At 51.1% G+C, this 25,850-nt stretch carries 26 protein-coding genes; 6 read left to right on the plus strand and 20 right to left on the minus strand.

Annotated features, from left to right (window positions below):
- Positions 1 to 88: 88 nt before the first annotated feature.
- Positions 89 to 1,291: a CCA tRNA nucleotidyltransferase gene (locus tag B9G79_RS02170; protein WP_232469004.1), complete on the minus strand. Its 1,203-nt coding sequence runs from the start codon at positions 1,289 to 1,291 to the stop codon at positions 89 to 91.
- Positions 1,292 to 1,443: 152 nt separating this feature from the next.
- On the opposite strand from B9G79_RS02170, the gene B9G79_RS02175 reads away from it, so the two are divergent.
- Positions 1,444 to 2,259 (plus strand): alpha/beta fold hydrolase, encoded by an 816-nt coding sequence (locus B9G79_RS02175; protein ID WP_015092457.1) that lies wholly within the window; start codon positions 1,444 to 1,446, stop codon positions 2,257 to 2,259.
- Between the two features lie 98 nt (positions 2,260 to 2,357).
- On the plus strand, positions 2,358 to 3,968 hold the full coding sequence (locus tag B9G79_RS02180) for a DEAD/DEAH box helicase (RefSeq protein WP_232469006.1): 1,611 nt from the start codon (positions 2,358 to 2,360) through the stop codon (positions 3,966 to 3,968).
- 86 nt (positions 3,969 to 4,054) lie between these two features.
- On the opposite strand, the gene B9G79_RS02185 is transcribed toward B9G79_RS02180, so the two are convergent.
- From B9G79_RS02185 to B9G79_RS02195, 3 genes are all read right to left on the minus strand, one after another.
- On the minus strand, positions 4,055 to 4,714 hold the full coding sequence (locus tag B9G79_RS02185; protein ID WP_088564094.1) for an ankyrin repeat domain-containing protein: 660 nt from the start codon (positions 4,712 to 4,714) through the stop codon (positions 4,055 to 4,057).
- Between the two features lie 7 nt (positions 4,715 to 4,721).
- Positions 4,722 to 6,026 carry a D-alanyl-D-alanine carboxypeptidase gene (locus tag B9G79_RS02190; RefSeq protein WP_088564095.1) on the minus strand — a complete coding sequence of 435 codons (1,305 nt, stop codon included), beginning with the start codon at positions 6,024 to 6,026 and terminating at the stop codon, positions 4,722 to 4,724.
- A 198-nt stretch (positions 6,027 to 6,224) separates the two neighbouring features.
- On the minus strand, positions 6,225 to 6,947 hold the full coding sequence (locus B9G79_RS02195) for a hypothetical protein (protein WP_088564096.1): 723 nt from the start codon (positions 6,945 to 6,947) through the stop codon (positions 6,225 to 6,227).
- A gap of 142 nt (positions 6,948 to 7,089) precedes the next feature.
- Between B9G79_RS02195 and B9G79_RS02200 the strand changes: the two genes are divergently transcribed.
- Both B9G79_RS02200 and B9G79_RS02205 read left to right on the plus strand, forming a co-directional pair.
- A complete protein-coding gene (locus B9G79_RS02200) occupies positions 7,090 to 7,443 on the plus strand; it encodes a CidA/LrgA family protein (protein WP_088564097.1) in 354 nt (117 codons plus the stop codon).
- Entirely contained in the window at positions 7,440 to 8,120 is a 681-nt protein-coding gene (locus B9G79_RS02205) for an LrgB family protein (protein ID WP_088564098.1), read from the plus strand. Before B9G79_RS02200 ends, B9G79_RS02205 begins: the two co-directional genes overlap by 4 nt.
- Here B9G79_RS02205 and hemH read toward each other — a convergent pair.
- The 9 genes from hemH to B9G79_RS02250 are packed head-to-tail and all read right to left on the minus strand — an operon-like array spanning position 8,117 to position 17,918.
- Positions 8,117 to 9,124, minus strand: coding sequence for a ferrochelatase (gene hemH, locus B9G79_RS02210; protein WP_088564099.1), 1,008 nt, complete (start codon positions 9,122 to 9,124; stop codon positions 8,117 to 8,119). The two genes, B9G79_RS02205 and hemH, sit on opposite strands and share 4 nt — an antisense overlap.
- The gene (locus tag B9G79_RS02215) at positions 9,117 to 10,334 is read right to left on the minus strand and encodes a protoporphyrinogen/coproporphyrinogen oxidase (RefSeq protein ID WP_088564100.1); all 1,218 of its coding nucleotides are present in this window, start codon (positions 10,332 to 10,334) and stop codon (positions 9,117 to 9,119) included. Before B9G79_RS02215 ends, hemH begins: the two co-directional genes overlap by 8 nt.
- Positions 10,331 to 11,680, minus strand: coding sequence for an oxygen-independent coproporphyrinogen III oxidase (gene hemN / locus B9G79_RS02220; RefSeq protein ID WP_088564101.1), 1,350 nt, complete (start codon positions 11,678 to 11,680; stop codon positions 10,331 to 10,333). The genes B9G79_RS02215 and hemN overlap by 4 nt, the downstream gene beginning before the upstream one ends.
- Positions 11,677 to 12,696: a uroporphyrinogen decarboxylase family protein gene (locus tag B9G79_RS02225; protein ID WP_088564102.1), complete on the minus strand. Its 1,020-nt coding sequence runs from the start codon at positions 12,694 to 12,696 to the stop codon at positions 11,677 to 11,679. Before B9G79_RS02225 ends, hemN begins: the two co-directional genes overlap by 4 nt.
- Positions 12,693 to 13,367, minus strand: coding sequence for a response regulator transcription factor (locus B9G79_RS02230; RefSeq protein ID WP_088564103.1), 675 nt, complete (start codon positions 13,365 to 13,367; stop codon positions 12,693 to 12,695). The genes B9G79_RS02225 and B9G79_RS02230 overlap by 4 nt, the downstream gene beginning before the upstream one ends.
- On the minus strand, positions 13,364 to 14,239 hold the full coding sequence (locus B9G79_RS02235) for a sensor histidine kinase (RefSeq protein WP_088564104.1): 876 nt from the start codon (positions 14,237 to 14,239) through the stop codon (positions 13,364 to 13,366). Before B9G79_RS02235 ends, B9G79_RS02230 begins: the two co-directional genes overlap by 4 nt.
- On the minus strand, positions 14,240 to 15,520 hold the full coding sequence (gene hemL, locus B9G79_RS02240) for a glutamate-1-semialdehyde 2,1-aminomutase (protein ID WP_088564105.1): 1,281 nt from the start codon (positions 15,518 to 15,520) through the stop codon (positions 14,240 to 14,242).
- Positions 15,508 to 17,019, minus strand: a complete 1,512-nt coding sequence (gene hemC, locus B9G79_RS02245) for a hydroxymethylbilane synthase (RefSeq protein WP_088564106.1) — start codon at positions 17,017 to 17,019, stop codon at positions 15,508 to 15,510. Before hemC ends, hemL begins: the two co-directional genes overlap by 13 nt.
- Positions 17,010 to 17,918 (minus strand): hypothetical protein, encoded by a 909-nt coding sequence (locus B9G79_RS02250; protein ID WP_088564107.1) that lies wholly within the window; start codon positions 17,916 to 17,918, stop codon positions 17,010 to 17,012. The genes hemC and B9G79_RS02250 overlap by 10 nt, the downstream gene beginning before the upstream one ends.
- A 122-nt stretch (positions 17,919 to 18,040) precedes the next feature.
- Here B9G79_RS02250 and hemB point away from each other — a divergent pair, with 122 nt between their 5' ends.
- Positions 18,041 to 19,027, plus strand: a complete 987-nt coding sequence (gene hemB / locus B9G79_RS02255; protein ID WP_088564108.1) for a porphobilinogen synthase — start codon at positions 18,041 to 18,043, stop codon at positions 19,025 to 19,027.
- 48 nt (positions 19,028 to 19,075) lie between these two features.
- Here hemB and B9G79_RS02260 read toward each other — a convergent pair whose 3' ends face one another.
- The 6 genes from B9G79_RS02260 to B9G79_RS02285 form a co-directional block, all read right to left on the minus strand.
- On the minus strand, positions 19,076 to 19,417 hold the full coding sequence (locus B9G79_RS02260) for a hypothetical protein (RefSeq protein ID WP_088564109.1): 342 nt from the start codon (positions 19,415 to 19,417) through the stop codon (positions 19,076 to 19,078).
- A gap of 129 nt (positions 19,418 to 19,546) precedes the next feature.
- Positions 19,547 to 20,245, minus strand: a complete 699-nt coding sequence (locus B9G79_RS02265; protein ID WP_088566745.1) for a substrate-binding periplasmic protein — start codon at positions 20,243 to 20,245, stop codon at positions 19,547 to 19,549.
- Between the two features lie 130 nt (positions 20,246 to 20,375).
- Entirely contained in the window at positions 20,376 to 21,503 is a 1,128-nt protein-coding gene (locus B9G79_RS02270; RefSeq protein WP_088564110.1) for a hypothetical protein, read from the minus strand.
- Between the two features lie 167 nt (positions 21,504 to 21,670).
- Positions 21,671 to 22,264: a hypothetical protein gene (locus tag B9G79_RS02275; protein WP_232469007.1), complete on the minus strand. Its 594-nt coding sequence runs from the start codon at positions 22,262 to 22,264 to the stop codon at positions 21,671 to 21,673.
- On the minus strand, positions 22,261 to 23,286 hold the full coding sequence (locus B9G79_RS02280; RefSeq protein ID WP_088564111.1) for a TolB family protein: 1,026 nt from the start codon (positions 23,284 to 23,286) through the stop codon (positions 22,261 to 22,263). Before B9G79_RS02280 ends, B9G79_RS02275 begins: the two co-directional genes overlap by 4 nt.
- Entirely contained in the window at positions 23,283 to 24,284 is a 1,002-nt protein-coding gene (locus B9G79_RS02285) for an A/G-specific adenine glycosylase (protein WP_232469009.1), read from the minus strand. The genes B9G79_RS02280 and B9G79_RS02285 overlap by 4 nt, the downstream gene beginning before the upstream one ends.
- A 96-nt stretch (positions 24,285 to 24,380) precedes the next feature.
- On the opposite strand from B9G79_RS02285, the gene speB reads away from it, so the two are divergent.
- On the plus strand, positions 24,381 to 25,316 hold the full coding sequence (speB, locus tag B9G79_RS02290; RefSeq protein ID WP_088564113.1) for an agmatinase: 936 nt from the start codon (positions 24,381 to 24,383) through the stop codon (positions 25,314 to 25,316).
- On the opposite strand, the gene B9G79_RS02295 is transcribed toward speB, so the two are convergent.
- A complete protein-coding gene (locus tag B9G79_RS02295) occupies positions 25,317 to 25,817 on the minus strand; it encodes a hypothetical protein (protein ID WP_088564114.1) in 501 nt (166 codons plus the stop codon).
- Between the last annotated feature and the right edge of the window lie 33 nt (positions 25,818 to 25,850).

Genomic DNA, 25,850 nt, shown 5'->3' on the forward strand with positions numbered 1-25,850 from the left:
TGTCTTATTATCAGTCTTTTAGGGGACGGCTTCAATAGACCGGTCTCAATTCAATTGTGGATGTCTTGAACTGAGACCCTTAGCGGACTTAGTGGTGGGTTTCCTCGGGTTTCGGACGCGGAGCCGGTCCACGCGAGAACTTTTCATACTGCTGTTCCCAGTAGTGCATCTGGGACGGGGACAGGGAATAATCCATCTTCGCCAGCTTCATCGCCAGCAGGAAAGATTCATTCATCACAAAAGCCGCCTGACGGCGTTCGCCCTTGCGGCTGTAGTTTTCAATCTTGTGCAGACCCTGCATCAGATACAAAGCTTTGAAGAAGATCGCGATCTCCTGTTTGAAGATGCCCATTTCTTCACGCATGAAGTAGGCAAGCTTCGGATCATTGGAAAGCTCGTCATGATTCCAAGGCTCTTCGCCGTACTGGGCTTTCATGAAGGCCATCATAAATCCGGCAAACAATTCAATCGGATCATTCTTGTCGATGCCTGAAAGATTGATGCGCGCCAGATGAATTTCAAAGATTTCCATCTTGTGGGCGTCAACAAACACAGAATGCAGGCCCGGCAGGATTTGTTCCAGAATGTGCAGGTCAAACAGTTCCATGAAAGCCAGGTGGGGTTCTTTCAGGCGCAGGAATTTCAGCCATTCTTCACGACGGCGCGGAAGGACGGATTTTTTCAGCTCACCACTGCATTCGGCGATCGCCGCACGCATCGTGGCTTCAATCGAGAAATGCAATTTGTGGGAAAGACGGATCGCACGCAGGATCCGAATCGGATCCTCGATGAAACGGGCTTTCGGATCACCAATCATGCGAAGCACGCGGTTTTCGATGTCCTGGATGCCACCGCAATAGTCGATCAGTTTGTGCTGACCCGGATCGTAGAAGACGGCATTGCAGGTGAAGTCGCGGCGAACGGCGTCTTCTTCAACAGTGCCGAAGTAGTTGTCACCTTCCACAGAGTCATCGCCCTGATCGGCCAGTTCTTCCTGAGTCACGTTACGACGGAAGGTGGCCACCTCAAACTGCTGATCACCACGTTTAACAAGCACCAGCTTGAAACGACGGCCGATCACGTAAGCGTTGGGAACTTTTTTGCGCACCTGATTGGGGTGAGCGCTGGTGGCGATATCAAAATCTTTCGGATGAATCCCAACAAGCAAATCACGAACGCAACCACCAACAAGATAGGTTTCAAAACCGGCGTCTTGAAGGTTACGGACAATTCTTAATGCGTAGGAGTCGATCCAGTCCTCGTGGAGCTGGGGTTTTTGCTGGGCAGTCATTGAGGCTGAATCTACATCCCTTCGCATCAAAATTCAAACCTGAATAACAAAAGACCGGAAGGACAAGTCTTTGATCTTAAGTCCTTGAAATAATTGAGGGTCTTTTGAATAAATCAACATGACGTCACCCTCGCCCGGGGGTATAAAAGGGTATGTCTTACCTCAATAATTTCTATCATCTCTTTTATGGTCCTGAAGACGGGCGCAAATGGGTCTTTGTTCATGGTCTGATGGGCTATGGACAGAACTGGCGCCGGATCATTCAGGGGATTGAGGCGACCGAACGGTGTTTGGCCTTTGACCAGCGCGGGCACGGAAGATCCTTCCAGCCGCCCGAGGGTTACAGTCCCGAAGACTATGCGGACGACCTCAAAAAGATTGTGGATGAGTTGGGGTGGGGGAAGTTTGTTCTGGTCGGGCACTCGATGGGTGGCCGTAACGTCCTGAACTTTGCTTCCAGATTCCCCGAGTATGTGTCCCACCTGGTGATCGAAGACATTGGGCCCGAGGCCAATCCCACGGCTCATGAGTATTACGAGTATTTGTTGAATCTGGTTCCCAGCCCTTTTGCCTCCCGAGACGAGGCCAAGCGCTATTTCTTTGAGGACTTTGTCAAAACAGCGAAGACCCGGGAAAACATCCAAGTGATGGCGAACTATTTCTATTCGAATATGGTGGAACAAGCCAACGGAACTGTGGATTGGCGGTTTTCGAAACAAGGCATTCTGGACTCTGTCCGCCTGGGGCGCACAGATGACCGCTGGGACGAAGTGAAGTCCCTGAAAGTGCCGACCCTGTTGGTTCGCGGAGGAAACTCCAAAGAACTCAGTCAGGAAAACTACGACAAAATGCTGGCTAGCAACCCTATGATTAAGGGCGTCGTAATACCTGGAGCTGGACATTGGGTCCACTCAGATCAACCTCAGGCCTTTACGGAGGCCGTGAAACTGTTTGTGGGCGGCTTTTAAGCGCCTGCTTTGACATTTGGCTCCCTGCTAAGTAGTTTGGGAGCTTCAGACCGGAGTATAGAAACTTGAAATTCTCAGAATTGAATTTAGATTCCCAATTGTTATCTGCAATCCAGAAATTGAACTATGATGATTGCACGCCGATCCAGGAACAGGCCATCCCGCCGGTTCTGGATGGCAAAGATGTTGCCGGCCTTGCTCAGACCGGAACAGGTAAAACCGCCGCTTTCGTAATCCCAGTGATGGAACGTATCCTAAGAGCCCGCCCGGTTCAGGGTGAAGTGACTGAAGAGCAAAAAGCCCTGATCGAAAAAAGAGCCTACAAAGACTGGAAGCCTCAGAACTTCGTATTGATCCTGGTTCCAACGCGTGAGTTGGCCGAGCAGGTTCAGGACAACATCAACAAACTGAGCGTTGATTCCGGCCTTCGTGGTTTTGCGATCTATGGTGGTACTGGTTATGACAAACAAAAAGAGGCGCTGAAAAACGGTGTTGAATTCATCGTGGCGACTCCGGGCCGTTTGATCGACCTGTACAAGGAACATCTGGTGGACCTGAAACAGGTTCGTGCGATCTGCTTCGATGAAGCGGACAGAATGTTTGATATGGGCTTCAAAGACGACATGAAGTTCATCCTTCAGCGCGTTCCTCGTGAACGTCAGTTGCTGGTCTTCAGTGCGACTTTGAACTTCGACGTTCTGAACACGGTTTACCAGTTTGGTTCCGAGCCGGTTGAAATCAACATCAGCCGTGACCAGGCCAAAGCTGAAAACGTGAAAGACCAGATCTTCCACGTGGGCAACGAAGAAAAGCCCCAGCATCTTTTGTCTTTGGTAAAAGTGCACAATCCAAAACAGGCCATCATCTTCACCAACTTCAAAATGAGCGTCGAGCGCATCGCGAAGTTCCTGGTGGAAAACGGTGTCCCTGCCATGGCCATCTCAAGCCTTCTGACCCAGGCTCAGCGCAACCGCGTGATTGAGCAGTTCAAGGCTGAAAACGACATGAACGTTCTTGTGGCAACCGACGTTGCAGCCCGCGGTCTGGACATCAAAGGTGTCGACATGGTTGTGAACTATGAACTGCCAATGGACTCTGAATCCTACGTTCACCGTATCGGTCGTACCGGCCGTGCGGGCACGACGGGGCAGGCGTTTTCTTTGGTGGGCGACAAGGATATCGAGTCTTTGGGTCGTATTGAAGATTATCTGAAACACAAAATCGAAGTCGGCTATCTGGAAAACGACCAGTTGTTGAAAGACTTCAAACCGATGAGCTCCAGCTTCGATGGTCACTATCCAAAATCTTTGGACCGTGCACGTGCACCTCGTGAAGGTGGCCGAGGTGGTGACAGAGGCCCGCGCCGTGAAGGTGATCGTGGTCCACGTCGCGAACGCGGTGATCGCGGACCTCGTCAGGACCGTGGTCCTCGTCCAGAGGGGCAGCAAAAATCCGCACAAGGTGGTGGACAGCAGGCTCAGGGCGGTCAACGTCAGGACAACCGTCCAAGAAGACAAGAGGGTGGTCCAAAACGCCAGCACGAAGGAAAACGTGGCGAACAAAGACCAAGAACCGATCAGCAGGCCCGCAAACCGCACGGTCAACAGCAGCAGCGCCAAGGGGCTTCTGCGAAAAAGCGTGTGCCAGTGGCAGCGCAAAAGTCCATCGGCCAGAAGGTCGCAGGATTCTTCAAACGTCTGTTCTCTTAATCAGGCATTTCAAAACCCTGAAAAACAAAAAGCCTGCTCCGTTAAGGAAGCAGGCTTTTTTTATGCCCCGAGGGATTTTGGGCGTCTTATTTCTTTTTGGAAAGAGCTTTTGCCGTGTCCTGGTTGGAAGCTTCTTTTGCCACATCCAGAGCCGTCTGACCTTTTTTGTTTTTCACTTTCAGGTCAGCACCTTTTTTAACCAGGAAGTCGATGTCTGCCGGAGTTCCGTAGCGAGCCACCGCAAACAAGGCCGTCTCACCCAGAGAGTTGGCTTTGTTGATCAGGGATTTGTTTTTCGCCAGAATGGATTCTGCCGTTTTTTTATTGTTCTGGGCTGCACGCATGAACAGGGTGTCGCCTTCGTCGCCCGCCACGGTGATGTCCACGTTGGCGCCGGCTTTGATCAGCTCTTCAGCCACGTCGTAGGCATCGTTGGTCACCGCAAAAGCCAAAGCGGTTTCGCCGCCATTGTTTTTTAGTTCCAGATTCACTTTTTTGGAAAGCAGGAACTTCACGATATCCAGATTTCCACCCATCGCCGCATTCATCAGCGGGGTCATACCGGTTTCATCCTGGGCATTCAGATCGATCTTGTTTTTCTGAACCAGAGTTTTAACTTTCGCCAGGTCACCTTGTTCCGCAGCCTCGTTCAGGGCTTTATTGGATTTTCCCGCCGCGAAAGCCGTTCCGTGAAGAAGGCCCGCAAGGAAGAAAATCAATGCCGCCAGCAAATAAGACTTTTTCATACGTCACCTATTTCTTCGCTGTAGTGATAGTGTTCACTTTGGTCAGGTAAGAATATTTATCAAATGGCAAAGGCAGTTGCTCAGTGTATTTGATCGCTGTCGGGCCGCCATTTTGATTGATCAACTGGCTGACCTTGTTTTTGATCTGTTGAGAAGCCACACCCCAGTCAGAGCGGGACTTGTCATAATCTGTGTGCATCAGAACTGCGAAGTAGATTTCGCCATTCTTGGTGGAAACAGAGCCCATCAGAGTTTTGGCTTTGTTCACGCTGCCGGTTTTTGCCGTTGTGGAACCTGCCATCACGCCGCCATAGTTGCCGACGGTGGAGGATTTGTCCTTAGCGGCAACCGCCATGACGTCAGAAAGGTCATACCCTTTTGCAGACAGGGATTTGTCCAGGGAATAAAGAACCTTGATCATCATTTCGCAAGTCGCTTCGTTATAAACCGGTTTTGCCACCGAGCCTTCATTGTTGCCGGAACCGTTGTGGAAAACGATATCGGTTTGATCAGCCTGCATTTTGTTGGCGATATAAGTGTTGAAAGCCTCAGTGCCACCCAGATTCCAGAACAGATTGTCAGCGATGTAGTTATTGGACTGGTTGTTCATGCGCTTCAGGATGTTTTTCAAGGGTGAAGACAACAAAGCCATGGTGGTGGTCTTTTCAGATTTCTGGAAATCAGCTTTTTTTACGAAGCTGACAGTGCGCACGTCCACCTTCGGGCGAAGGGCCATTTGCACCCCAATGCGGGACGCTTTGGATTTCAGAATTGCGTAATAGCCCGGATTGATAGCTGTTGCAAAAGAGGACACCAAAGTCGCACGCACGACAGAGGCCTGCTGTTCAACGGTTTCATATTTAGGTGTCGTTCCACCAATCATCGGCTTTTCTTCCGCCAACCACGCCAGCAGGAAGTTTTCATCGAAAGTCAGCTTTTCGACCTTGGTGATCTTCATGCGGTTCAGTTCAGAAAGCAGGAAATAGGACATGTTGCGACCAAACAGCGGATCGCGGCTGCCTTCGATATGAATATCGTAAGAACCGTTTGCTGTCGGTGTGACATGCAGTTTGGTTTGGAAGCGATAGTCAGGACCCAGGCGGTCAATGGCCCATAATGTGGTTACGACTTTGGAGATGGACGCCAGCGGGAATTTGTCGTCCTTGTTGTCATCACCCTGGATCTGCTGGGTTTTTGAATTGGCGGCCATATGGCACATGGAATTCAAGTAAACCTTCGCAGAAGCGGCGGAACTGATTAGAAGCGTACCAACAGTAACGTGCAGTATTTTTTTGGCCAAAGCTGGAATCATTACTACCTCTCCTTCAAGACACAGCCTTTATTTCATGATCTGTACCACCTTGAGATGCTTTCAGTTTTAGCTGGGGAACCAAAACATGTCAGGATTCTGTATTGGAGCCCAAAATTGGCAGCCTGGGGAGGGAATAAAAAAAGCCCCGGGGTCTGCGGGGCTTAATTTCACTGAGATTTGCTGGTTTTCTTGAGCCTGTTACGGCTGACATTGGGTCAGTTGGAAAGCCTTCTGTACGGCCAGTTGCTCATACAAAGAAGCCGTCAAAGTCATATTATTATATAGACGCAAGGTCCATGCTTTGTCCAAAGAACCCAAAGTCAGTCCATCCAGAATCTGGTTGGGCGAGGCCTCTAGAGTGCGTTGGAATTTTTCACGCAGATCACTGATTTGCTGAAGCAATTGGGCTTCATTCATACGAACCAGGTCGCCGTTCTGAGGCAGCTCTGCAACTACGTCCGGATTTTTCATCTCAATTAATGTGCTGGCAACGACAGTGTTGATATAAGGCATGGTGACCACGGGACTTCCCACCACAGCCACGGCTCCCAAAAAGGTTTCACCGACTTTGGCGGCGATCACATTTGCGGCTCCCTCGATGAACTGACCATGGGCATAGGCGGCCCGGGAAATGAATCCTCCTGAAGTGACGGCGGCCCCGCCGGCTCCGATCATAACTTCTGCCGCAAACAGCAAGGTCATGCTGGAAAGCGCGATACCCAAGGACAGATGCTGATCTCGGGTGGCTTCATCGTAGTTTTCTTTGAACAGGGCAGAGATGGCCTTCATGTCATCTGCCTGCATGCGGTACAGGCGTGCCTGGCGAGCCAAAGCCTCGCTGTTACATTTGCTATCAGAGGCCTGGGAAGTTTGGCCTAAGAGCAGGCTTGCGGCAATAAAAACGGACAGTAGACGGGACATGGAAAGCTCCTTGAATCATTGCCAAGGGGATTCCAAGTTTCAGGCCAGCGCCGGAATCAATTAAAACACGATACAGGAATCCGGGCTGTCTCATAATTAGACGAGCGACATTTGTGGTCGGTTCTGTTAGGTTCGAGGAATCATGATTCAGGCTTTTTTGATTCTGCTGATTTTTCAGTTGTTGGGAGAGGTTGTGGTTCACCTTTTCCGATTATTTATCCCCGGCCCGGTGCTGGGTATGGTCTTCTTCTTTATAGCCCTGTTGGTGCGCCCTTCTTTAAAAGACAAGGTGGAAATCTTGAGCCGTTCCATCACGGCTCATCTGGCCTTGTTCTTTGTTCCGGCTGGGGTCGGAGTTGTTGAGTATTTCGATCTGTTTGGAAAATTCGGCGTGGGTATGGTGGTGACGGTTTTGATCAGTACCGTCATTACTTTGGGGATGACGGCCTTCGTGTTTCATCAACTGATGAAAGTCGGCACCAAGGAGTCCCCATGATTGAGTTAGGCGCCTTGATCATGACCCTGGGGTTTTATCTGGCATCCCGTCGTATCAGTGCGTGGGGGAGGGACAATCCTCTGTTAAGTCCTCCGGTGATTTCGATGTTTGCGATCATCGCGGTTTTACTGATCGCGAAGATCCCTTATCGCGATTACTTCCAGGCCGTGCGCCCGATTCACTTTATGCTGGGACCGGCGACGGTGGCGTTGGCTTTGCCGTTGTATAACCAACTGGATCGTCTGCGCCGGGTGCTGGTTCCGTTGATGGTGGCTTTGGTGATGGGCTCGGCGGTGGGAATTCTCAGTGCTGTGTTCATCGGGGCCTTCATGGGACTGCCGCACGAGGTGCTTTTGGCGCTGGCTCCGAAATCTGTGACCACACCAATTGCCATGGGCATTGCCGAAAAAATCGGTGGGGCTCCTTCGCTGGCGACCGTCTTTGTGATGATCACGGGGATTGTTGGTGCGCTGGTGGCCACCACCGTGATGAAGCTTGTGCGGGTGAAAGATCCGGTGGTGAAGGGTTTTGCGATGGGACTTGCCGCCCATGGACTGGGAACCGTGCGGGCCTTTCAGATCGGCGAGATGGCCGGGGCCTTTGCGGGGCTTGCGATGGCGCTCAACGGTTTGATGACCGCCATCATTGTGCCTTTGATACTTTCGTTGATTCCTTAAAGGCTCTTCACCAGATCGGCAAAGCCCTGAACCCATTTCGGGTTGTCGTTCACGCAGGGGACCAGATAGTACTGGTCGCCGCCGTGTTCGTGGAAGGTCTCTTGTCCGCCGATTCCGATTTCTTCCAAAGTCTCGATACAGTCAGCCACAAAGGACGGGCAAATCACGGCGATATTTTTTTTGCCGGTTTTGGCCAGTACTTCCAGACTGTGATCGGTGGCAGGTTTCAGCCATTCTCCACGTCCCAGACGGGACTGGAAGGCCACACTCCAGTGACTTGGAGCCAGATTCAGAGATTCTGCAATCGCCGTCGCAGTGGCAAAGCACTGGGCGCGATAGCAGTTCTTGGCGCAGGCGTTTTTTTCAAAACAGCAGTCTTCGGTGGTCAGGCAGCCGGGAATTCTTCGCACATGGCTTTCAGGCAGACCGTGGAATGAAAACAGATAGTGATCGACCTTTTTGTCCTGCAGGGTTTCTTCGGTCAGTTTCACCGAGGTTCCAATGAAAGAAGCATCATCGAAAAAAGCCGGCAGACGGCGCAGAGGAGTCGTCAGGTGAAGTTTCTTGGCTGTTTTCTCTGCCAGTTTGAATGAGCTTCCATTGGTGGCTTCAGCATACTGAGGGAACATAGGGGCAATCAGGATTTCATCAACACCGGCTTGCTGCAGTTCCTTCAGGGCTGATTCCACGGACGGTTCACTGTACTGCAGACCCACTTTCACGACGAAACCGTCTTTGAGTTCCTGCTGCAAAAGTTCGGCAAATCGACGTGTGTACACGGCAATCGGAGAACCTTCCTTCATCCACACTTTTTTGTAGTTTTCAGCCGAGAAGGGCGCGCGACGGGGAACGATTAAAAGATTCACCAGAGGCCAGCGCAGAACGAAGGGCAGATTGATGACCTCTTCATCCATCAAAAACTCGGTCAGATACTTTTTTACGTCCGGCACTTCGTAAGAGCGGGGGCTGCCAATATTGATTAACAGAAGTCCTTTTTTAGCCATGTGCGCTCGCAATCTTTTCAGCGATCAAATCGCTGCGTTCCAGAATTTTGCTTAAACCAATGCCGCTCAGGTAATTGCCATGCAAGTACAAACCTTGTGGTTCCGGCACTTCAGCCAGATCCGCCAGAGCATTTTCCAGGTTCAGATCATAAAACGGCAAAGCCTTTTTCCAGCGGTTGATACGATATTCCAGCAGGGTGTCTTTCTGACCCAGAATACGGAAGCGTTCTTCCGCCAGAAGCTTCAAAAGATCACCGTCAGAAAGATCCAGCAAAGCTTCTTCCTGCTGCCCACCCAGAATCCAGGTTTCATTGTAAGTTTTGTCGCGGTCCTTAAAGATATAGGAATTCATCAGAACCCCCAAAGTCTTCAGGTCAAATCCACGAGGGATCAGGCAGCCGAAGCCTTTGTATTTCTCTTGGGGCTTGGCGAAGAACAACGTCACACTCATCAGTGAAGACATCTGAATGTTGCCAAGAACCTTGGAAAAATCAGGGTGTTTTTTGGCCAGCAACTGGGTTGCAGCCCTGGCGGAAGTGGCGACCACCACCGGACCTTGCAGGGACTCAAGGCTTACCTGAGAATTCAGGTGAATCTTCACGCCCAGTTCCTGCAAACGGGTATGCAGGTGATCGACCAGATCCTGCATGCCGCCCGGGCCGGTCAGAAGACCTTTGTACTTGCTGCGTTTGTTCCCGGAAAACAGCGGGCCCAGAATCAGACTGGCACTTAGATGTGTGATCTCGTTGCCATAGATTCCCTGCATCGCAGGTCCCAGCAAAAATCTGGTTGGCGCCTTTCCGATTTTGCGCTCGCCCCAGTTCAGCAGGGTTTCGCCGGCCTGAGGGCGCAGGGCTTTTTTACCCCCGGTCAAAACGCGCGGAAGCACCCGGCCCATCAGGGCCAGGGTCTCAAGGAAGGACAGCGGCCACGCTTTCGGAGTGTTGCGGAAGAGGAAGCGTTTTTTTGATGTTTCCAGCGGATAGCTGGGAGTAATGCCGAGTTCCGCAAAAAGGCCTTCGGCTTTTTCAGTGCGGATCAGGGCATTGGCGGCACGTTCGGCAATTCCGTAAGGTGTCTGGTCAGTACCCAGTAATCCTCCGACACGGTCCGAGGATTCATAAAGTTCTACCTGAAAGCCTTTTTGGGCGAGCCTCAGGGACACTGTCAGTCCCGCAAAGCCCGCGCCGATCACATTCACTGTTTTCATATGGATTGAGAGAAGATTTTGGTCTGTGGTTGTTTGGTTTTCAAGCGCTCATCAAAAAATGCACAGGCATTTCTCAGGAACGGGCGACCGGCTTCGTTCACCATCAGCTTGTGATCCTTGATTTCAACCAGTTCGTCTTTGATCATTTCAGCCAGGAATTCCTTGGATTGATTTTCCTGAGCTTCATTGACGAATGACACCTCAAAGTTCGTCATCAGATTCAAGATCTGTTCACGACGGATTTTGTCTTCTTCGGTTAGGATGTGGCCGCGCAAAGTTGGCAGGCGGCCTTCATTCAAAGCGGCCTCGTAAAGCGGCAGCACCTTTTCGTTCTGATGGAAGCTAAACGGAGTTTCAGAGATCGAAGAAACACCCATGCCCAGCAACACATCCGTGCGCTGATCGGTGTAACCCATAAAGTTCCTGTGCAGGCGCTTTTCTTTCATCGCAATGCAAAGATTGTCCGTCGGAAGGGCAAAGTGATCCATGCCCACTTCCACATAACCGCCTTCGATCAGGATGCCACGGGCGATTTCATACAATCTGCGCTTTTCAGAAGCTTTTGGCAGATCCTCGTCTTTAAACAGGCGCTGAGCCGGTTTGATCCAAGGAACCAGAGCAAAGCTGTACAAAGCAATACGGTCCGGGCGCAAAGCCACGGTCGCTTTCGCCGTTTCGGTGATGGATTCCGGAGTCTGGCGAGCCAAACCATAGATCAAGTCAAAGTTCACGGAAGTGTAACCCATGTCGCGCGCGTCCTGAGTCAGCTTCTGGGTGATTTCCAAAGGCTGAATACGATTCACCAGGCGCTGCACTTCCGGATGGAAATCCTGAACACCCATACTGACACGGTTGAAGCCCAGCTCGCGCAAAGCTTTCAACTGAGCGGCATTGGTGCGGCGAGGATCCACTTCGATGGAGCCTTCAAAATCGTTTGTGTCGATTTTCACGCGGGAAAGAATCGGTTTCAAAAGCTGAGTCAAAGCATCTGCGGAAAGGAAGGTCGGCGTGCCGCCACCCAAGTGGATGTGCTTCAGGGGTTTTTCCAAAAGCTCAGGAACCTGATCCAGATACAACTGCCATTCTTTCAAAACCATATCCACATACGGTGTTTCACGCTTGTGGTCTTTGGTGATGATGTTGTTGCAGCCGCAGAAAGTACAAAGACTTTCACAGAAAGGAATATGCAAGTACAGGGACCAGCCCCCAGTGCCTTCTTTCAAAGTGGCGCGCAGATGCTGCACCCATTGATCCGTCGTGGGATTGGTTTCCCAGTACGGCACAGTCGGATAAGAAGTGTAGCGGGGAACTGGTACGTCGTATTTCGCCAATAGATCTTTCATCATGACAGCACCTCGCGAACAGTATCTACGAACAGTTTCACGTTCTTTTCAGGAGTTTTCGGCAAAACACCGTGACCCAGACCGCTCACCCAGCCGGCGCGCTGTTCTTTGCTCATGTTCTTCATGGGCGCAAGGTAGGTGTGCATCGCTTTTTTAAAATCAGCATCATCCATGAACAGCAAGCTTTGGTCGAAGTTGCCCTGAACGAAGCCTTTGTTCTGGATGTTGAAGCAATCCGGAAGATAATTTCTATGGTCGAAGCCCTGACCTGCCCATGGCAGTGCTCTGAAGGCGTCATTGAAGAACACCGCCTGGGTTCCCTTGGAATAGTAGCCGATCTTGCCCGGATAGTCCTGGGACAGACGGGTCAGTACCGGCTGGATCCATTCCTGGAAGAACAGAGGTGAAACTTCACCGGCAGCGGTGTCGAAGATCATCACGATCTCTACGCCACCTTCCAGTTGCAGGCGGATGTTTTCTTTTAGCAGCGGATACATTTTTTCCAGGAACTGCGGGAACATCGGAGCCAGTTTCTTGGACTGGATCAAGGAACCCGCGTGAGAACCTTCCACCGCGTAAACGAACAAAGTCCAAGGACCGCCCACAAAGCCAATCAGACTTTTATTGGAAGGCAGAACTGCGCGAGTCGCCTGGACCGCTTCTTTTTGGAAGTGCATGAATTTGACAGCTTCTTCCACGCCACCCAAGGTGCCGATGGTTTCCGGAGTCAGTTTGAAACCCAGTTGCGGGCCGTGATCCGTGTACTCAAGGCCCATGCCCAGAGCTTCCAGTGGATACAGGATGTCGCTAAAAAGGATGGATACGTCGAAATCAAATTCCGCCACGGGACCACGAGCCACTTCTGCCGCCAGATCCGCGCGTTTGCAAAGCTGGTCAAAGGAGTGATTGGCGCGCATGCCCTGATAGTGTTTGTGATAGCGGCCTGCCTGGCGCATGAACCAGATCGGTGGGACAGCCTGAGGAGTTCTTTTAAGTGCGTTGTGGAATAAAGTGTTCATGTTGCCTCCTCAGTGGACCATTGATAGCCGACGCCGCGAACAGAACGGATGTGTTTTTCTCCGTCATCGCCCAAAAGCTGGCGCAGGCGTACGATAATATTGTCGATAGTGCGATGGCTGGGGTTTTTATCAACGCCCCAGATTTCGTTCATAATTTCATCACGGCTTAGTACCCGTGGTGATTTCTCAATCAAAAGCTGCAGGATCTTCAGATCCGTCACCGGCGGATATTCAATCTGTCCGGTTTTCTTGGTCACGGACATCTGCGTGAAGTTCACCACGCAGGAATCCAGTTGCAGTTCGCGGGTCGGGGCATGGGCATCCAGCACATGCTTTACGCGAATCAAAAGCTCTTTCAAATGGAAAGGCTTGGGGATGTATTCTTCCGCGCCCAGCTCAAACCCCTGCAGGCGGGATTCCGCATCGGCTTGCGCCGTCAGGAACAGGAACAAAATGGGAGCGGTGGCTTTTAGTTTCGCCGCAAGTTCAAAACCGCTGCCGTCCGGCAGGCCCACATCCAGAATTGCCAGGTCATAGTCCTTGGTTTTTGAAAACAGGGACCAGGCCTCGCTCAGGGATTTCGCCCAGGAAACTTCATAGTCCCTTTTCAGGCGTTCATTCAGGGTTTCGCCCAAAGAGATATCATCTTCCACCAGAAGGATTTTTCTCATGGCAAAGTCCCTTCAATTTCAATGTGGGATTTGAAGCCTTCGTTTTCCTTCGATTCAAACCAGATGTCGCCGTTCATTTTTTCCAAAAGACGTTTTGTCAGCAGCAGGCCAATGCCGTTGCTGCGAACATCCTGGGACATCAGAATCTCAGAGCCTAGCTTTTTTAGAATACCCTTAAAGCCCAATCCGTCATCCTGGATGACCAGTTCGATGCGGCCTTCGCCATGCGGGCGCACACGGATCTTCACCGTGGTGGCTTTGCCGTGCAGGACTGAATTCTGCAGAAGATTGCGCAGAACACTCAGTAGGGCGCGGCGATCACCCAGGATTTTGGCTTCACGTTCAAGCTCCACAGTAAGTTCAGAGAACTCACTGCGCAGACTGGACAGAAGATCACTTAAAGACACTTGTTCTTTCAAGAGCTGACCGGCCTCAAGATTTGCCAGCAGCAGGGAGTTTTCAAGTTGCAGATCCAGACGCTGAATGTCCTGAATCAGGCGTTTCATCACCGGGTGGGATGTTGTGTTCAAATCCTCTTCCAGCACCTCGGCCTGCAGGCGCAGACGGGCAATAGAGGTTTTAATGTCATGGCTGAACGTTGAAAAGAAGAAGCGCAGACGCTGGTGGCGCTTCTGATCGCGGTAAGTGAAAATCACCAAAGCAATCCCGCCAAACAGGATCGCCGCCAGCAGGATCGAACCTTCCCACGCAAACATGCGGTGAGAAGTTCTCATCTGTTCAAGTGAAGCGTTCTCAGGACTGAGTTTCATCAGGAAGTAAACCCACCACCAACCCACCAGCGAGAAGGTAAAGGCGAACCACAGGATCGCCAATGCCGTCTTGATATGGGGTTTGATGAAGGATTTAGTCATTTACTCCGCCGCATCCACGATAATCTGTGCTGCCTGTTCCAAAAGCTCATCAGAGTGAGCCAAAGAAACGAAACCTACTTCGTAAGCATTTGGTGCAAGGTAAACACCTTTGTCCAAGGACTTCAGGAACAGGTTCTTGAAGTTGCCGCCCTGATTTGCCGGGATCTGGTCGATGGAGCGGATTGGGTTTGCGGTCGGGCCGTGGATCCAGAACAGGGACGCCACTTGGCTGACTTCAAGGTTCACACCTTTTTTCGCAAAACCAACACGGATGGCATCAGCGAATTTTTTGGTTCTTTGCTCAAGCACGTTCCAGCCGTCCACACGCTGCATTTTCTTAAGTGTGGTCAGACCTGCGCGCATGCCCACCGGGTTTGCGCTCAAAGTGCCGGCCTGGTAAACGTCACCACTAGGGGCCACCATGTTCATCAGTTCCGCTTTACCGCCATAGCAACCCACAGGGAAGCCGCCGCCGATGATTTTACCGTAAGTCACAAGGTCCGGACGGATGCCAGTTTGTTCAACCATGCCACCCAAGCCCACGCGGAAGCCCGAGATCACTTCATCGAAAATCAACAGACTGCCGTTCTTTTCGCAAAGCTCTGCGACTTTTTTCAGGAATTCGGGACGCTGAACCAAAAGGCCATAGTTGGCTGGAAGTGGTTCGATGATCACAGCGGCAATGTCTTTGCCTTGAGCCGCAAACACTTCAGCCAATTTAGCTTCGTCATCCAACGGAGCCACCACAGTGTGAGCCGCCACTTCCGCCGGGATGCCCGCGCTGGAAGAAGCCGCGGTGCCCGCCAGGCCACTGCCTGCTTTGACCAGCAGGTTGTCAACGTGACCGTGATAGCAGCCTTCAAATTTCAAAATTTTTGTACGACCTGTTGCCGCACGCGCCACACGCAAAGCACTCATCACGGCTTCAGTGCCGGAAGATACAAAGCGCAGCTTTTCCATGAACGGCAAAGTGCTGGTGATCCATTCAGCCAGTTCCAAAGAATAAATTTCAGTGGCACCGAAAGTCCATGCGGTGTCCACCATGCGGTGAACTTCCTCTTTCACTTCAGCATCCAGATGACCCAGGATCAGCGGGCCAAAGCTTTGGCAGAAGTCGATGTATTTTTTGTCTTCAACGGAAGTCAGGAAAGCGCCTTCAGCTTTTTTGAAGAAGACAGGAGCACGGTCAAGACCCTTGAAAGAACGAACCGGGGAGTGAACTCCGCCTGGAGCGACTTTCAAAGCGCGTTGGAAAAGTTCTTCAGAAGTTACTTTGTGCATTGTTTTCTCCAGTCTTCCTGATCCAAAAAGACGTGCAGTCGGGTTGGATCGTATTTCTTGTTTTCTTGCAAATAGGATCGGATCACCTGATGGGTGTTGCCCGGTCCGGAGGCGTGGTGCTGGGACAGAATCTCTGGGAACTCCTGCACTGTTTGCAGGAACTGCCTGCCGCTGCTCCAGAAGAAGAACTTCTTGCCACTGACAGTTTCTTTGGTGCCTTCCGCTTTCAACGTATAGGTCGCAACCAAAGGCATTCCACCCTGAACCGGATTGGCGAATCCGTCTTCGTGGCTCAGTTTTGCCCAAGTCAATTTACGATTCGCCAGAGTGTCCAGTTGAGGCTCTTCCTGCTCTCCAAGGCTTTCCGCACATCCGTGCACCCATATACCTTTTTGAGAGAGGTTTTTCCATGTTTTTAGACCTGCGGTCCACACAAAATCAGTCCATAGGAGGTCCGTCGGCCATGCTTCACTGCGTGCTACAAACAGGGCGGTGGTGCCTACCGGGATTTCATAGCAGGAAATCGCCTGGCGCTCGGCTTTGACGTCAGCAGACCACAATTCAGGCGCAGCAAATTGTGGCGGTTGGTTTTTAGGCTGTAATTCTTTCTTATCCAAGACCTGTCCGCCGTCAGTCAGGCCCTTCAAAAGGGTGATGCGGCCATACGGGCGGGACAAAACAGCGATGCCGATCTTCTGATGGCAGCCGCCACCAAAACCGGACAATGTATCGCGCTCACTTTGGGCGCAATGGAATGTGTCGGGATCATGGATGGTGTTCAGCAGATCGCGCAGATCCTGACGGCTTTTCAGAACCTCAACCGCCAAGGCCCCTTGGGCTGCGGCATTCGGATTCACACTCAGTGGCAGAACCACCCAGTTCAGTTCATTGAAATACTGGCGCAGCTGCTGCTGGCCTTCGGCAAACTCTGGCAGTGTTGCGCTGAACAGGCGGTCAAACGCCGCTTTGGCGACGATCAGGCCGTCGGTTTCCGGGGATTCAATCAGTTTGCGCACGCGAGTCAGCATGTTGCCGCGAACACTTTCAAATTTCACGTCCTGCAAACCAAAGGGCAGGTGTTCTTTGAAGAATCCTGTCAGGTTGTATTCGCGGCGCGGGGACGAGCTGAAAACCTTCAGGGTTTTGCTGGCCTTGATTTTGTCGAAGTGGGATTTTTTAACCAGCAACAGATCACGCTGATCCGCACGCGGCAATGTCGCACCGATCACAGTCTCGGATTTGAATTCAGTCGGAAGATCTTTCCAGGAATGCACCACCAGATCGGTTTCATCGCGCAGCAATTCGCCGAAGAAATCCTCGGTGAAAACACCTTTTTCCGGAATCTTCCACAGAGGTTCAGTCAGGTTTTTATCACCCAGGGATTCACGAAAACGGTAGTCGATTTCGATGTGTGGATTTTTTTCTTTCAGAGCGTCTCCGACCATGTAGGCCTGAAGACGGGCCAGATCACTTTTCCTTGCGGAAATTCTTAAGCGCATATGTCGTCCCAACCAAGTGGGCGAAGCTCTGTCCTTTGTGTGAAGGCCAATGCGCGCTCAAGCAAAGCGGCTTTAAGGGCCTCCAGTTTGGTAGTTGTGTCTTTCTTGGTCTCTTCGATCTCTGCAAAAAATTTGTTAAGACCCATGAAACCCACATGAGAGAATTGCGATGCAACGATGTCCGAAAGGTTGTTCGCTTCCCCGCGCAGGTCATAGACGGCGTGAGGGCGAGTGTCTTGTTTGTTCATCAGCTCCACAATGCGCTCATCAGTAAGTGGTGCAGCAATCACCAAAGCTTCGCCGTGAATAAAAGCATCATTGTAAGTGGAAATGGTAAGATTGTCGTATTTATCGGCGAAGGCCTGCATTTTTGCAGGTTCACGGCAGATCACCTGAACGGACTTTTTCAAAGCCAGCCACGGAAGGATTTCCTGCGCCAGATGGCCGGAACCGCAGATGGTGACAGAGTCCATGTCTTTTGTGTAGCGACGCAAAAGACTGCCATAGCTTTGGGATCCCAGGCCCACAAGATGCTGGGCGCGCGTTTTCTTCACTTCGGCCATGATGAAGTTCAGCCATTTCTGGTGATCTCCGAACAAGGGGTCCTGAAGCTGTTTGCGGGAATCGACGAAAAGTTTGAACTGACCGAAGACTTCAGTCTCGCCCACGATCGGGGAGTGAAGGCCGCACAGAATCTCAAGCAAAAGACACAGTGCCTTTTCGCCACGAAGAACAGTGTCTTCCGGTTCAATCACATCCGCATAGTTGCCCAGTTCCATTTCTGTGCAGAAAAGGATCTTGCGCAGACACGTCTTGAAGATCGCAGCGTCTTGCAAAGCTGCGAACTCTTCAGAGAAGTTTCTATTGGATTTTCTGTGAACGAGAAGTATATCTTCCATGTAGGATTAGGTTTATCACTAACCTTTCATTAAAGTGTCATCGAAATGTCATGGCTCATGGAAAACTCTGCCTGTTATTTAAGCAGATGACCCAATTTAAGACCCCAGGGTGGAGGCCGATTATGAAACTCACTCAAAGACCGAGAAGAAATCGCACTACAGAAGCTCTGCGCCAAATGGTGGCTGAGACCGAACTGCGTGTATCGCAGCTGGTTTTACCCCTGTTTTTAGTGGATGGAAAGGACCAACAGCAGGCCATTTCCACAATGCCGGGCATTTTCCGCCTGAGCCCGGACCTGACCTTGAAACTGATCGAAAAAGCCGTGGGTCTGGGAGTTAAATCCTTCGATCTGTTCCCAGCCCTGCCAGAGTCCAAAAAAGACAAGTACGGAACAGAATCTTTGAATCCGAACGGCTTAATGCCAACGACTCTCAAAATGATCCGCGACAAGTTCCCGGACGTGACTTTGATCACGGACGTGGCTTTGGATCCGTATTCCTCTGACGGTCACGATGGTGTGGTTGAAAATGGCAAAATTCTGAATGACGAAACTGTCGAGCTGCTGGCGAAGATGTCCCTGGTTCATGCGCGCGCCGGAGCAGACATCGTGTCCCCGTCGGACATGATGGATGGCCGTGTGGGGGCGATTCGTGAAGCTTTGGACAGCGAGGGCTTCATCAACACGGGGATTCTTTCTTACTCGGTGAAATATGCGTCATGCTTCTATGGTCCGTTCCGTGAGGCTTTGGATTCAGCACCGAAATTTGGCGACAAAAAAACCTATCAGATGGATTTCCGCAACACGCGAGAGGCTTTGCGTGAGATTGACCTGGATGTGGCAGAGGGTGCTGACATGGTCATGGTGAAACCTGCCTTGAGTTATCTGGATGTGATCGCGAAAGTGAAGGCCCACACCAACCTGCCAGTGGCGGCTTACAACGTCAGTGGTGAATACAGCCTGATCAAGGCCGGGCACAAGGCCGGCATCATGGATGAAACCCGCGGCATGGTGGAAACTCTTTATTCCATCCGTCGCGCTGGTGCAGATGTGATCTTTACGTACTTCGCCCTGGATATGGCCCAGTGGCTTCGCGATAACCGCAATTAATTCAAATGCCGGCGACAGAGTTGTTGCCGGCATTTTCTTTTCAGTCGTTTATTTGCTGCAAGGTTTTAGCACGACTTCGACTGTCGCCTGTCTGTCAGTTTCGATCTGCGCAAACAATATGATTTTGCCCAAATTATCCCAGACTCTGATATCAACCAGTGTAAAGCCTGTTCTGTTCTTGATTGTTTTCTGAATGATCTGTTCTGCTTCTTCCGGAGTTCCCGTGTAGCAGATTTTATCGGTGAAAAGAAAATTGGCGGGAATTTTTGTCGCCTTGTCGATGATGGTGATTTCGTTGTAGGCGCTGACGATAATAACGGCCTTTTGTTTGGCCTGTGCCGTTGCAGAGAACATCAGGGACAGTGCCGCTAGAACGATAAACTTGCGCATAAAAGCTCCTTTGTTTTTTTGGTGTCGAAACAAGGGATTGCGCGGACCGTGCCACAGGGGAAATGAATAAATTGATTTTGAGGGTGTGGCGCGCGAAAAAGCCACAGACACGGTGACAACCAAGGCGCATCAGCGACTGTCACTGGCGGCAACGGACTTTTTTAGCAGTTCGATTTCTGCTGACGGTGTTTTGATGTTGCAGGCAAGGTATAGATCCACGCTCGCGATCTTCACGACTTTGACGTAATCGAAAAACTCGGTGCCTTTTTGTTTTTCGAAATCGATATAGACCGGATCATCGATCCAAAGCTGGATTCTTTGTCCGACAAGCTTGTCTTTGTTAAGCCAGTTTGTGACTACCGACTCGGTTTTGAAGCCCTGCCGTTTCAATTCACTTAACGAGGCATCTCCTTCCAGGCCACCAATGACAAATTGCCGGGCGTCTTCCAGTTTCTGAATGCTGGCGGCGGGTGTTCCCTTCTTCGCAAACAGGGCCCATTCGACAGTGACTAAGGGGCCGACCCAGTGAAACAAAGCTTCTCGTTCTGTGGTGCGGGCGGTGGAATACACACAATGGCGTGCACCGCTCAAGGCCCGGTTGTAGGCCCGCAACCAGGGATAAAGCCGGATCTGGTATTCAAAGCCGGATTTTTCCATCGCAGTTCTGACTTTGCGGGTGGCAAGGCCGACGATGGTTTTGTTTTTGTCGTCATAGTGATTGTAGGGTGGATAGTCTTCAGTGCTGATTTGATATGATTTTGCCGTCGGGGCAGAAACCGCCACAGACGCGCAAAGCAGAGCTATTAAGAAAACCAGCAATGATTTCATCAAGACCTCGCCAGTTAACTTTATCATTTCTTAACACGCGGATTCACGATGTCCTTCGACACTGGACCCACGAAAACAAAAAAAGGGAGTCGTCGTGACTCCCTTTTAAGTTTTTTTCCAGTTTTGAAAACTACTGGAAGTAGTGTCGGTAATAGATCGTGAAAGTAGGATCGATTTTTCCGGTTTCCATGTTGCGACCGTTGTAGGTCTGATAGTTGTGCAAAGTTCCGTGAGTCTGTTCCAGACGGAACCCAATGCGCCAGTTCTTTTTACCTGTGGACAGATCCACGTAACCTGAACCCTGATAGCCATCCTGGAAACCTTTGGAGTTGTGACCGATCTCTGCTCTGTAAGTCAGTGTTCTTGGGCCGGCCTGACACCACAAAACTCCACCGACATTGGCAGCCACATAGCTTGCGCCATCAATGGTGGACCCACGACCGCCAAGTTCGGTGAAAGCACGGGCACGGCAGGTGTTTTTCGCGTTCACGTATTCTTTCGCAATACCCAGATAAAGACCCATGATCATGCCGTCACGGGTTTTCTGCCCGTCGCTGATATAGGTTGGCGTTTTGGTTTGACCTGGCTTCAGGTTGTTCACCATCTGGTGGAACTTGTCCTGCTGGTTGGCGGCTGTCAGCACGTTGCCACGGGAATCAGACTGCAGTTGCTGCCAGCCGGCTTCGGCTTTCCAGTAGAAGGTTTCAGCGCGGGCATTGTCGATATTGTCGATTACGAACTTCAGAACGTTTTCATTCGTGAAGTGCTGGTCAATACCACGGCCGCCATCAGGAAGTTGTTTGGCGGTGCCTTCGATTTCACGAGTGTACAAATCAGAAGTTGCATCGAACTGCAGGTAATGACCCGTTGGCAGGAAGCCACCGATGGAAAGTTTTGATCCATGAGTATAACCGTTGTCATCAGTGTCAGCACCCACCGCAATTGGATTCAGCAGATTGTAATCGTTGGTGACGGCCAGATAAACGCTGATACCGCGTGGACGTTCAAAGTCTTCACCGGGCAGGAACTGTCTGAACATTTCAGGAACGTCACGGGCGTCTTTAAAACGAATGTGGATCACACCCCCCAGTTTTTCCGGGCGAGCGGCGTTGTTGTAAGAATACTTATGACTGAAGATATCAGGCTGCGTGTTCTCGGCATACAAGTCCTGGAACTTCCAGAACTCTTCCGCGTGCGCCACGGAAGAAAGGCCAAGAACCGAGGAAAGAAGCAACAAGCCCCATCTTTTAAAAATCATGAATCCACCTTGCGAATTTTTAATAGAGTTAAAGCACAAGGGGGCAATTCACAAGGTGGCGTCTTTGGATTCACCTTTTTCCAAGGCGTCGTCTAAAGTTCAGCCGGTTTAATTTCGTTATGGCGTGGATTTACGTGGAACACGCGCCAGTGAAGGCTTTCGTGGGTCTATTGTTTGGTCGTCGGGGTGGCTGGAGCCGGAGTCGATGGAGCCGCTACTGGCTTTTTTTCCTCTTCATTCCAAGAGAACGACTTCATGATCTGATTGCAGCTTTGCAGGGACTTGCTGAAGGTGGCTTTGTCATCCAGGCAGGTCATGATCGCCACACGGTCCTGGTTTTTCAAAACCACCTGACGGATTTGTTTGTTTTTGGATCGGGATAGCATGTCCACCACCAAAGCGGGACTGCCGTTCAGTTCGAAGTTCTTCGCCGAGATCACCTCAAAACCATAGTTCGGGTAATCCCGCATCCATTTGCGTGTGTAAAGCTCCAGGGACGCGGTTTTTGCGACTTTGTCAGTGCGAATGCTCAAGACCCCTTTGCCGTTGTCTTTGGCGGCAAAGCGGACGGTGTCCAGCAGGCTTTGTTCAGAGGTCGCAACTGGGATCCAGGATGTGCCTTCGGTTTTCAGGGTGAAACCCTTGTGCAGGAAATAGAGACCCTTTTCCGGATTGGTCAATGCCGAAGAGCTCGTCGCCGGAAAAGGCGCCGCCAAGGCAGACATCGGTAAAAGGATCAGTAAACCAAGCAGATTTCTCACTTCTTCAGGGTATCTGAAGGGGCGGGTTCCAGGCAAGGGCCTAAATCTGCGGGCAAGGTGACAATGTAAATTTGTTTCTTGTCCTGAAAGCTGCGAGTAAACGCCAGACGCTCCTGGGATTCATTGGAAACCACCGGGGAGGCCAAAGAGTCATTGCCTTTGAATACAACCTGCGTGCACTGCTTTTCAAGGTCGTACGCTTCCAACTGCCACTGCTTTTCACCCTTGCGCAGGATGCTGTAAAACAGGCGGGCCGGGGGACGTGGAGCAAACTGCAAATCGCGATATTCACCCTCCTGGCTTTTCAAAACCACGGGGATTTTTTCTTTCAGCTTGAAGGCCACCAGGCTTTGCGTGTTGGTCTTCAGATCCTTTTCCACCCATACCAGTTGTTTGGCATCAGGGGACAGGGTTGGATAGCGTTTGTCTTTGTCTTTTTCCGCTGAAATCAGACTGACCGGCAGATTTTTCAGATCCAGACGATAGATGCCCGTCAGGCCGCCACGACGGGACGTGAACAGAATTGCAGGCTTCAAGGCATGGGTCATGAACAGGCTTTGCCCGTCATATCCCGGCTGCTGGGTCAGACGCACAATCTCGGTGCCGTAAAGATCACTCATGTATAAGTCTGACGGAGGATATTCTTTGTCGAAAGTTTTGTTCAGCAGCGGGCTTTCTTTGATTTCATCCGTTGTGGAGGAATAAAGAATCTCGGAAGCGCTGATATAGATCGCATCAAAGGCATCACCATCAGAAAAGGTCACGCGGCGTTCTTTGTTTTTAGCCAGGTCCATTTCGTAGATCTGTGAACCTTTGTGGGATGAACGGCCACGACTGGTGTAAATCAGTTTGTCGTTGTCTTCGGAAAAACGCGGATGATCGTTATCACCGAGGAACGTGATTTGTTTGGAGCCTTTGGCCAGCAGATAATCCGGAGTCAGAACGTCTTTGGTGACACTCAAATGTGAACAACCCGTTGCAAGAAAACAAAGGGCCACGATCGCCGGATTCATCCACTTCATATTTCAACCTTGTGCAGTACTTTCTGGAGTAAGGAAGAAGGATTGACCTTCTTCAGTTCTTTCAAATCAACCCACTGCAGGTTTTTGCCCGTCAGTGATTTCTTTTCAGTGATCTGAATAAAGATATCATGATGGGTAATGTTGTGTTTGGCATCATAGGCTTTGGGCTTGTTTTTTTCCATGCTGATTTCCCCTGGGAAAATCATCTGGCCCTTCAGGAAGGGGGCATAGTCATTCTGTACCAAAGCCACCTTTTGGTTTTTGATTGCAACCACTGGTTTCCAGACCCAGACCTCGGATTCTTTGCGTGGCTTTTTCAGGGGCAGCTTTTCCACCAGATTTTTTTCGCGGGACACACAGGTCGCGGCCCACGGGCACAGCATACACATGACTTTTTGCGGAGTGCACACGGTGGCGCCAAGCTCCATCAGTCCCTGATTGACGACATCCGCCTGCCCGAGCAGGGACAGTTCGTCCGAGATCTTTTGCAATTGATCACGACCTTTGCCGTTCCACCATTCCAGTTTCAGGCCATAACGACGGGACAAAACACGAATGACGTTTCCATCCAGGACACCGACTTTTTCACCGAAGGCAATGCTTGCGACCGCGCGGGAGGTGTAAGGGCCAAAGCCCGGAAGCTCCAGCAGTTCGGCGGCGGTTTTGGGAAAGCCGCCGGCGGCCAGCGCTTTAGCGGCCTTATGCAGATTGCGGGCGCGGGAATAGTAACCAAGACCCGCCCAGGCTTCCAACACCTCCGCTTCAGGGGCCTTGGCCAGATCCTGAACGGTCGGGAACTTTTGCAGAAATTTTTCGAAGTAGGGAATCACGGCAACAACGGTGGTTTGTTGCAACATGACTTCTGAAAGCCAGATACGATACGGGTTCTTGTTTTCCCGCCATGGCAAGGAACGTTTGTTCTTGTTGTACCACTGGGTCAGTTGCTTGTGATCTGTCTTGTAATCGTGTTGGGCCGCCATGCGCGGTAATGTAGTCAACAGCCCAAGGCAGAGTCAAGGGGCGTCATTGCCCGGGGCTCGACACAGGGGTAGAATAAGGTTGTAACCGGGCTATTTCAGTCAGTGAGGAGCACCATGGAATACAAACCGCTGAGCGGACGCGAGTTCCCGCGTTTTTCCGCAATTAAAACTTTCTTCAGATTGCCGTATGTTTCAATCGAGGCCGACTACGAAGTCGGGATTTTTGGTATCCCGTATGACGGTGGGGTGTCGTATCGTCCGGGCGGGCGCTTTGCTCCGGCGAAGGTGCGCGATGTGTCCAGTCTGGGCCGTGGCTTCCATATGACCCGCATGGAAAATTTCTTTGAAAACCTGAAGGTGGCCGACATCGGTGATTGTCCCACAGTGCCGATTGATCAAAAGCAGACTTACGAAAAAATCGAAAAGTTTGTCGGTGAAGTTTTAAGTCACAACAAACGTTTCCTGGCGGTGGGCGGGGATCATTCCACAACGTTGCCGGTACTGCGTGCTTTAAGAAAAAAATACGGCAAGCCGTTGGCGTTCATTCACTTTGATGCCCACTTGGACACGTATCCGGCAGCCTGGGGTCAGGAATACCACCACGGGGCCTTTGCCCGTCACGCTGTCGAAGAAGGTCTGGTGGATCCGAAGAAGATGGTGCAAATCGGTATTCGCGGACCGCTGGCCGGTGGTGATGATCTGAGCTTCGTGAACAAACACGGCATTCGTGTGATCACCGTGGATGAGATCCGCAACCAGCCGATCAACGATTTCCTAAGAACCCTGCCGACGTTTGATGAAACGCCGACCTACATCAGCTATGACATCGACAATCTGGATCCAAGCTGTGCTCCGGGCACCGGCACACCGGTTCCAGGGGGGCTGACGACTTATGAAGTTCAGCGCATCTTCCGTGCGCTGAAGATTCCAAATCTGGTCGGTGGTGACGTGGTGGAGATTTCGCCTCCATTTGACCACGCAGACATCACGGCCTTGGCTGGCATGGATGCACTGTTTGAAATGCTTCATTTGTTTCCCACCAAGAAATAGCTAATTTCGTTCGCCGTGGGATATCACCAGGATCTGGGATTTGGTGATATTCACGGCGATAAAGCTGACCGCATTGACGCTCGGAAACCAATACGTGTCCGGGTCGACCCAGAAGTTTTCCAGGCCCTCTTTAAGCTGTAACAGTTCCCAATGATTTTTGCTTTTGGTTCGTTGCATGACTTCAATTTGATCGAGGTCATCATAACGGCGAATTTGACTTTCCATCGAGGCCATCAGGGTCTGGATCATCAGAGACCATGTGGCCGGACGCAAGTGCCAGTCATTCAGGTCCCGCAGTTCCTCCAAATCCGCCGCCAAGTCCTGCGCGGAGCTTTGATAAAATTCAATTCGCACGCAGGCAAAGTCTGCGTAAGCCTCTTCCACTCGGGCGCATTCGGTGCGCAGGGTTTTCAAGGATGAACTGGCTTCGATTTCGGTCAACGCCCAGACGCCGGAAGGACAGGACATACACAGGAACATTGTTATCAGTAAGAATTTCATGAATCACCTCAGGTACAATGGATTGCAAGCCAG

Origin of the sequence: Bdellovibrio bacteriovorus (genome assembly GCF_002208115.1) — a bacterium.
GTDB classification, from domain to species: domain Bacteria; phylum Bdellovibrionota; class Bdellovibrionia; order Bdellovibrionales; family Bdellovibrionaceae; genus Bdellovibrio; species Bdellovibrio bacteriovorus_C.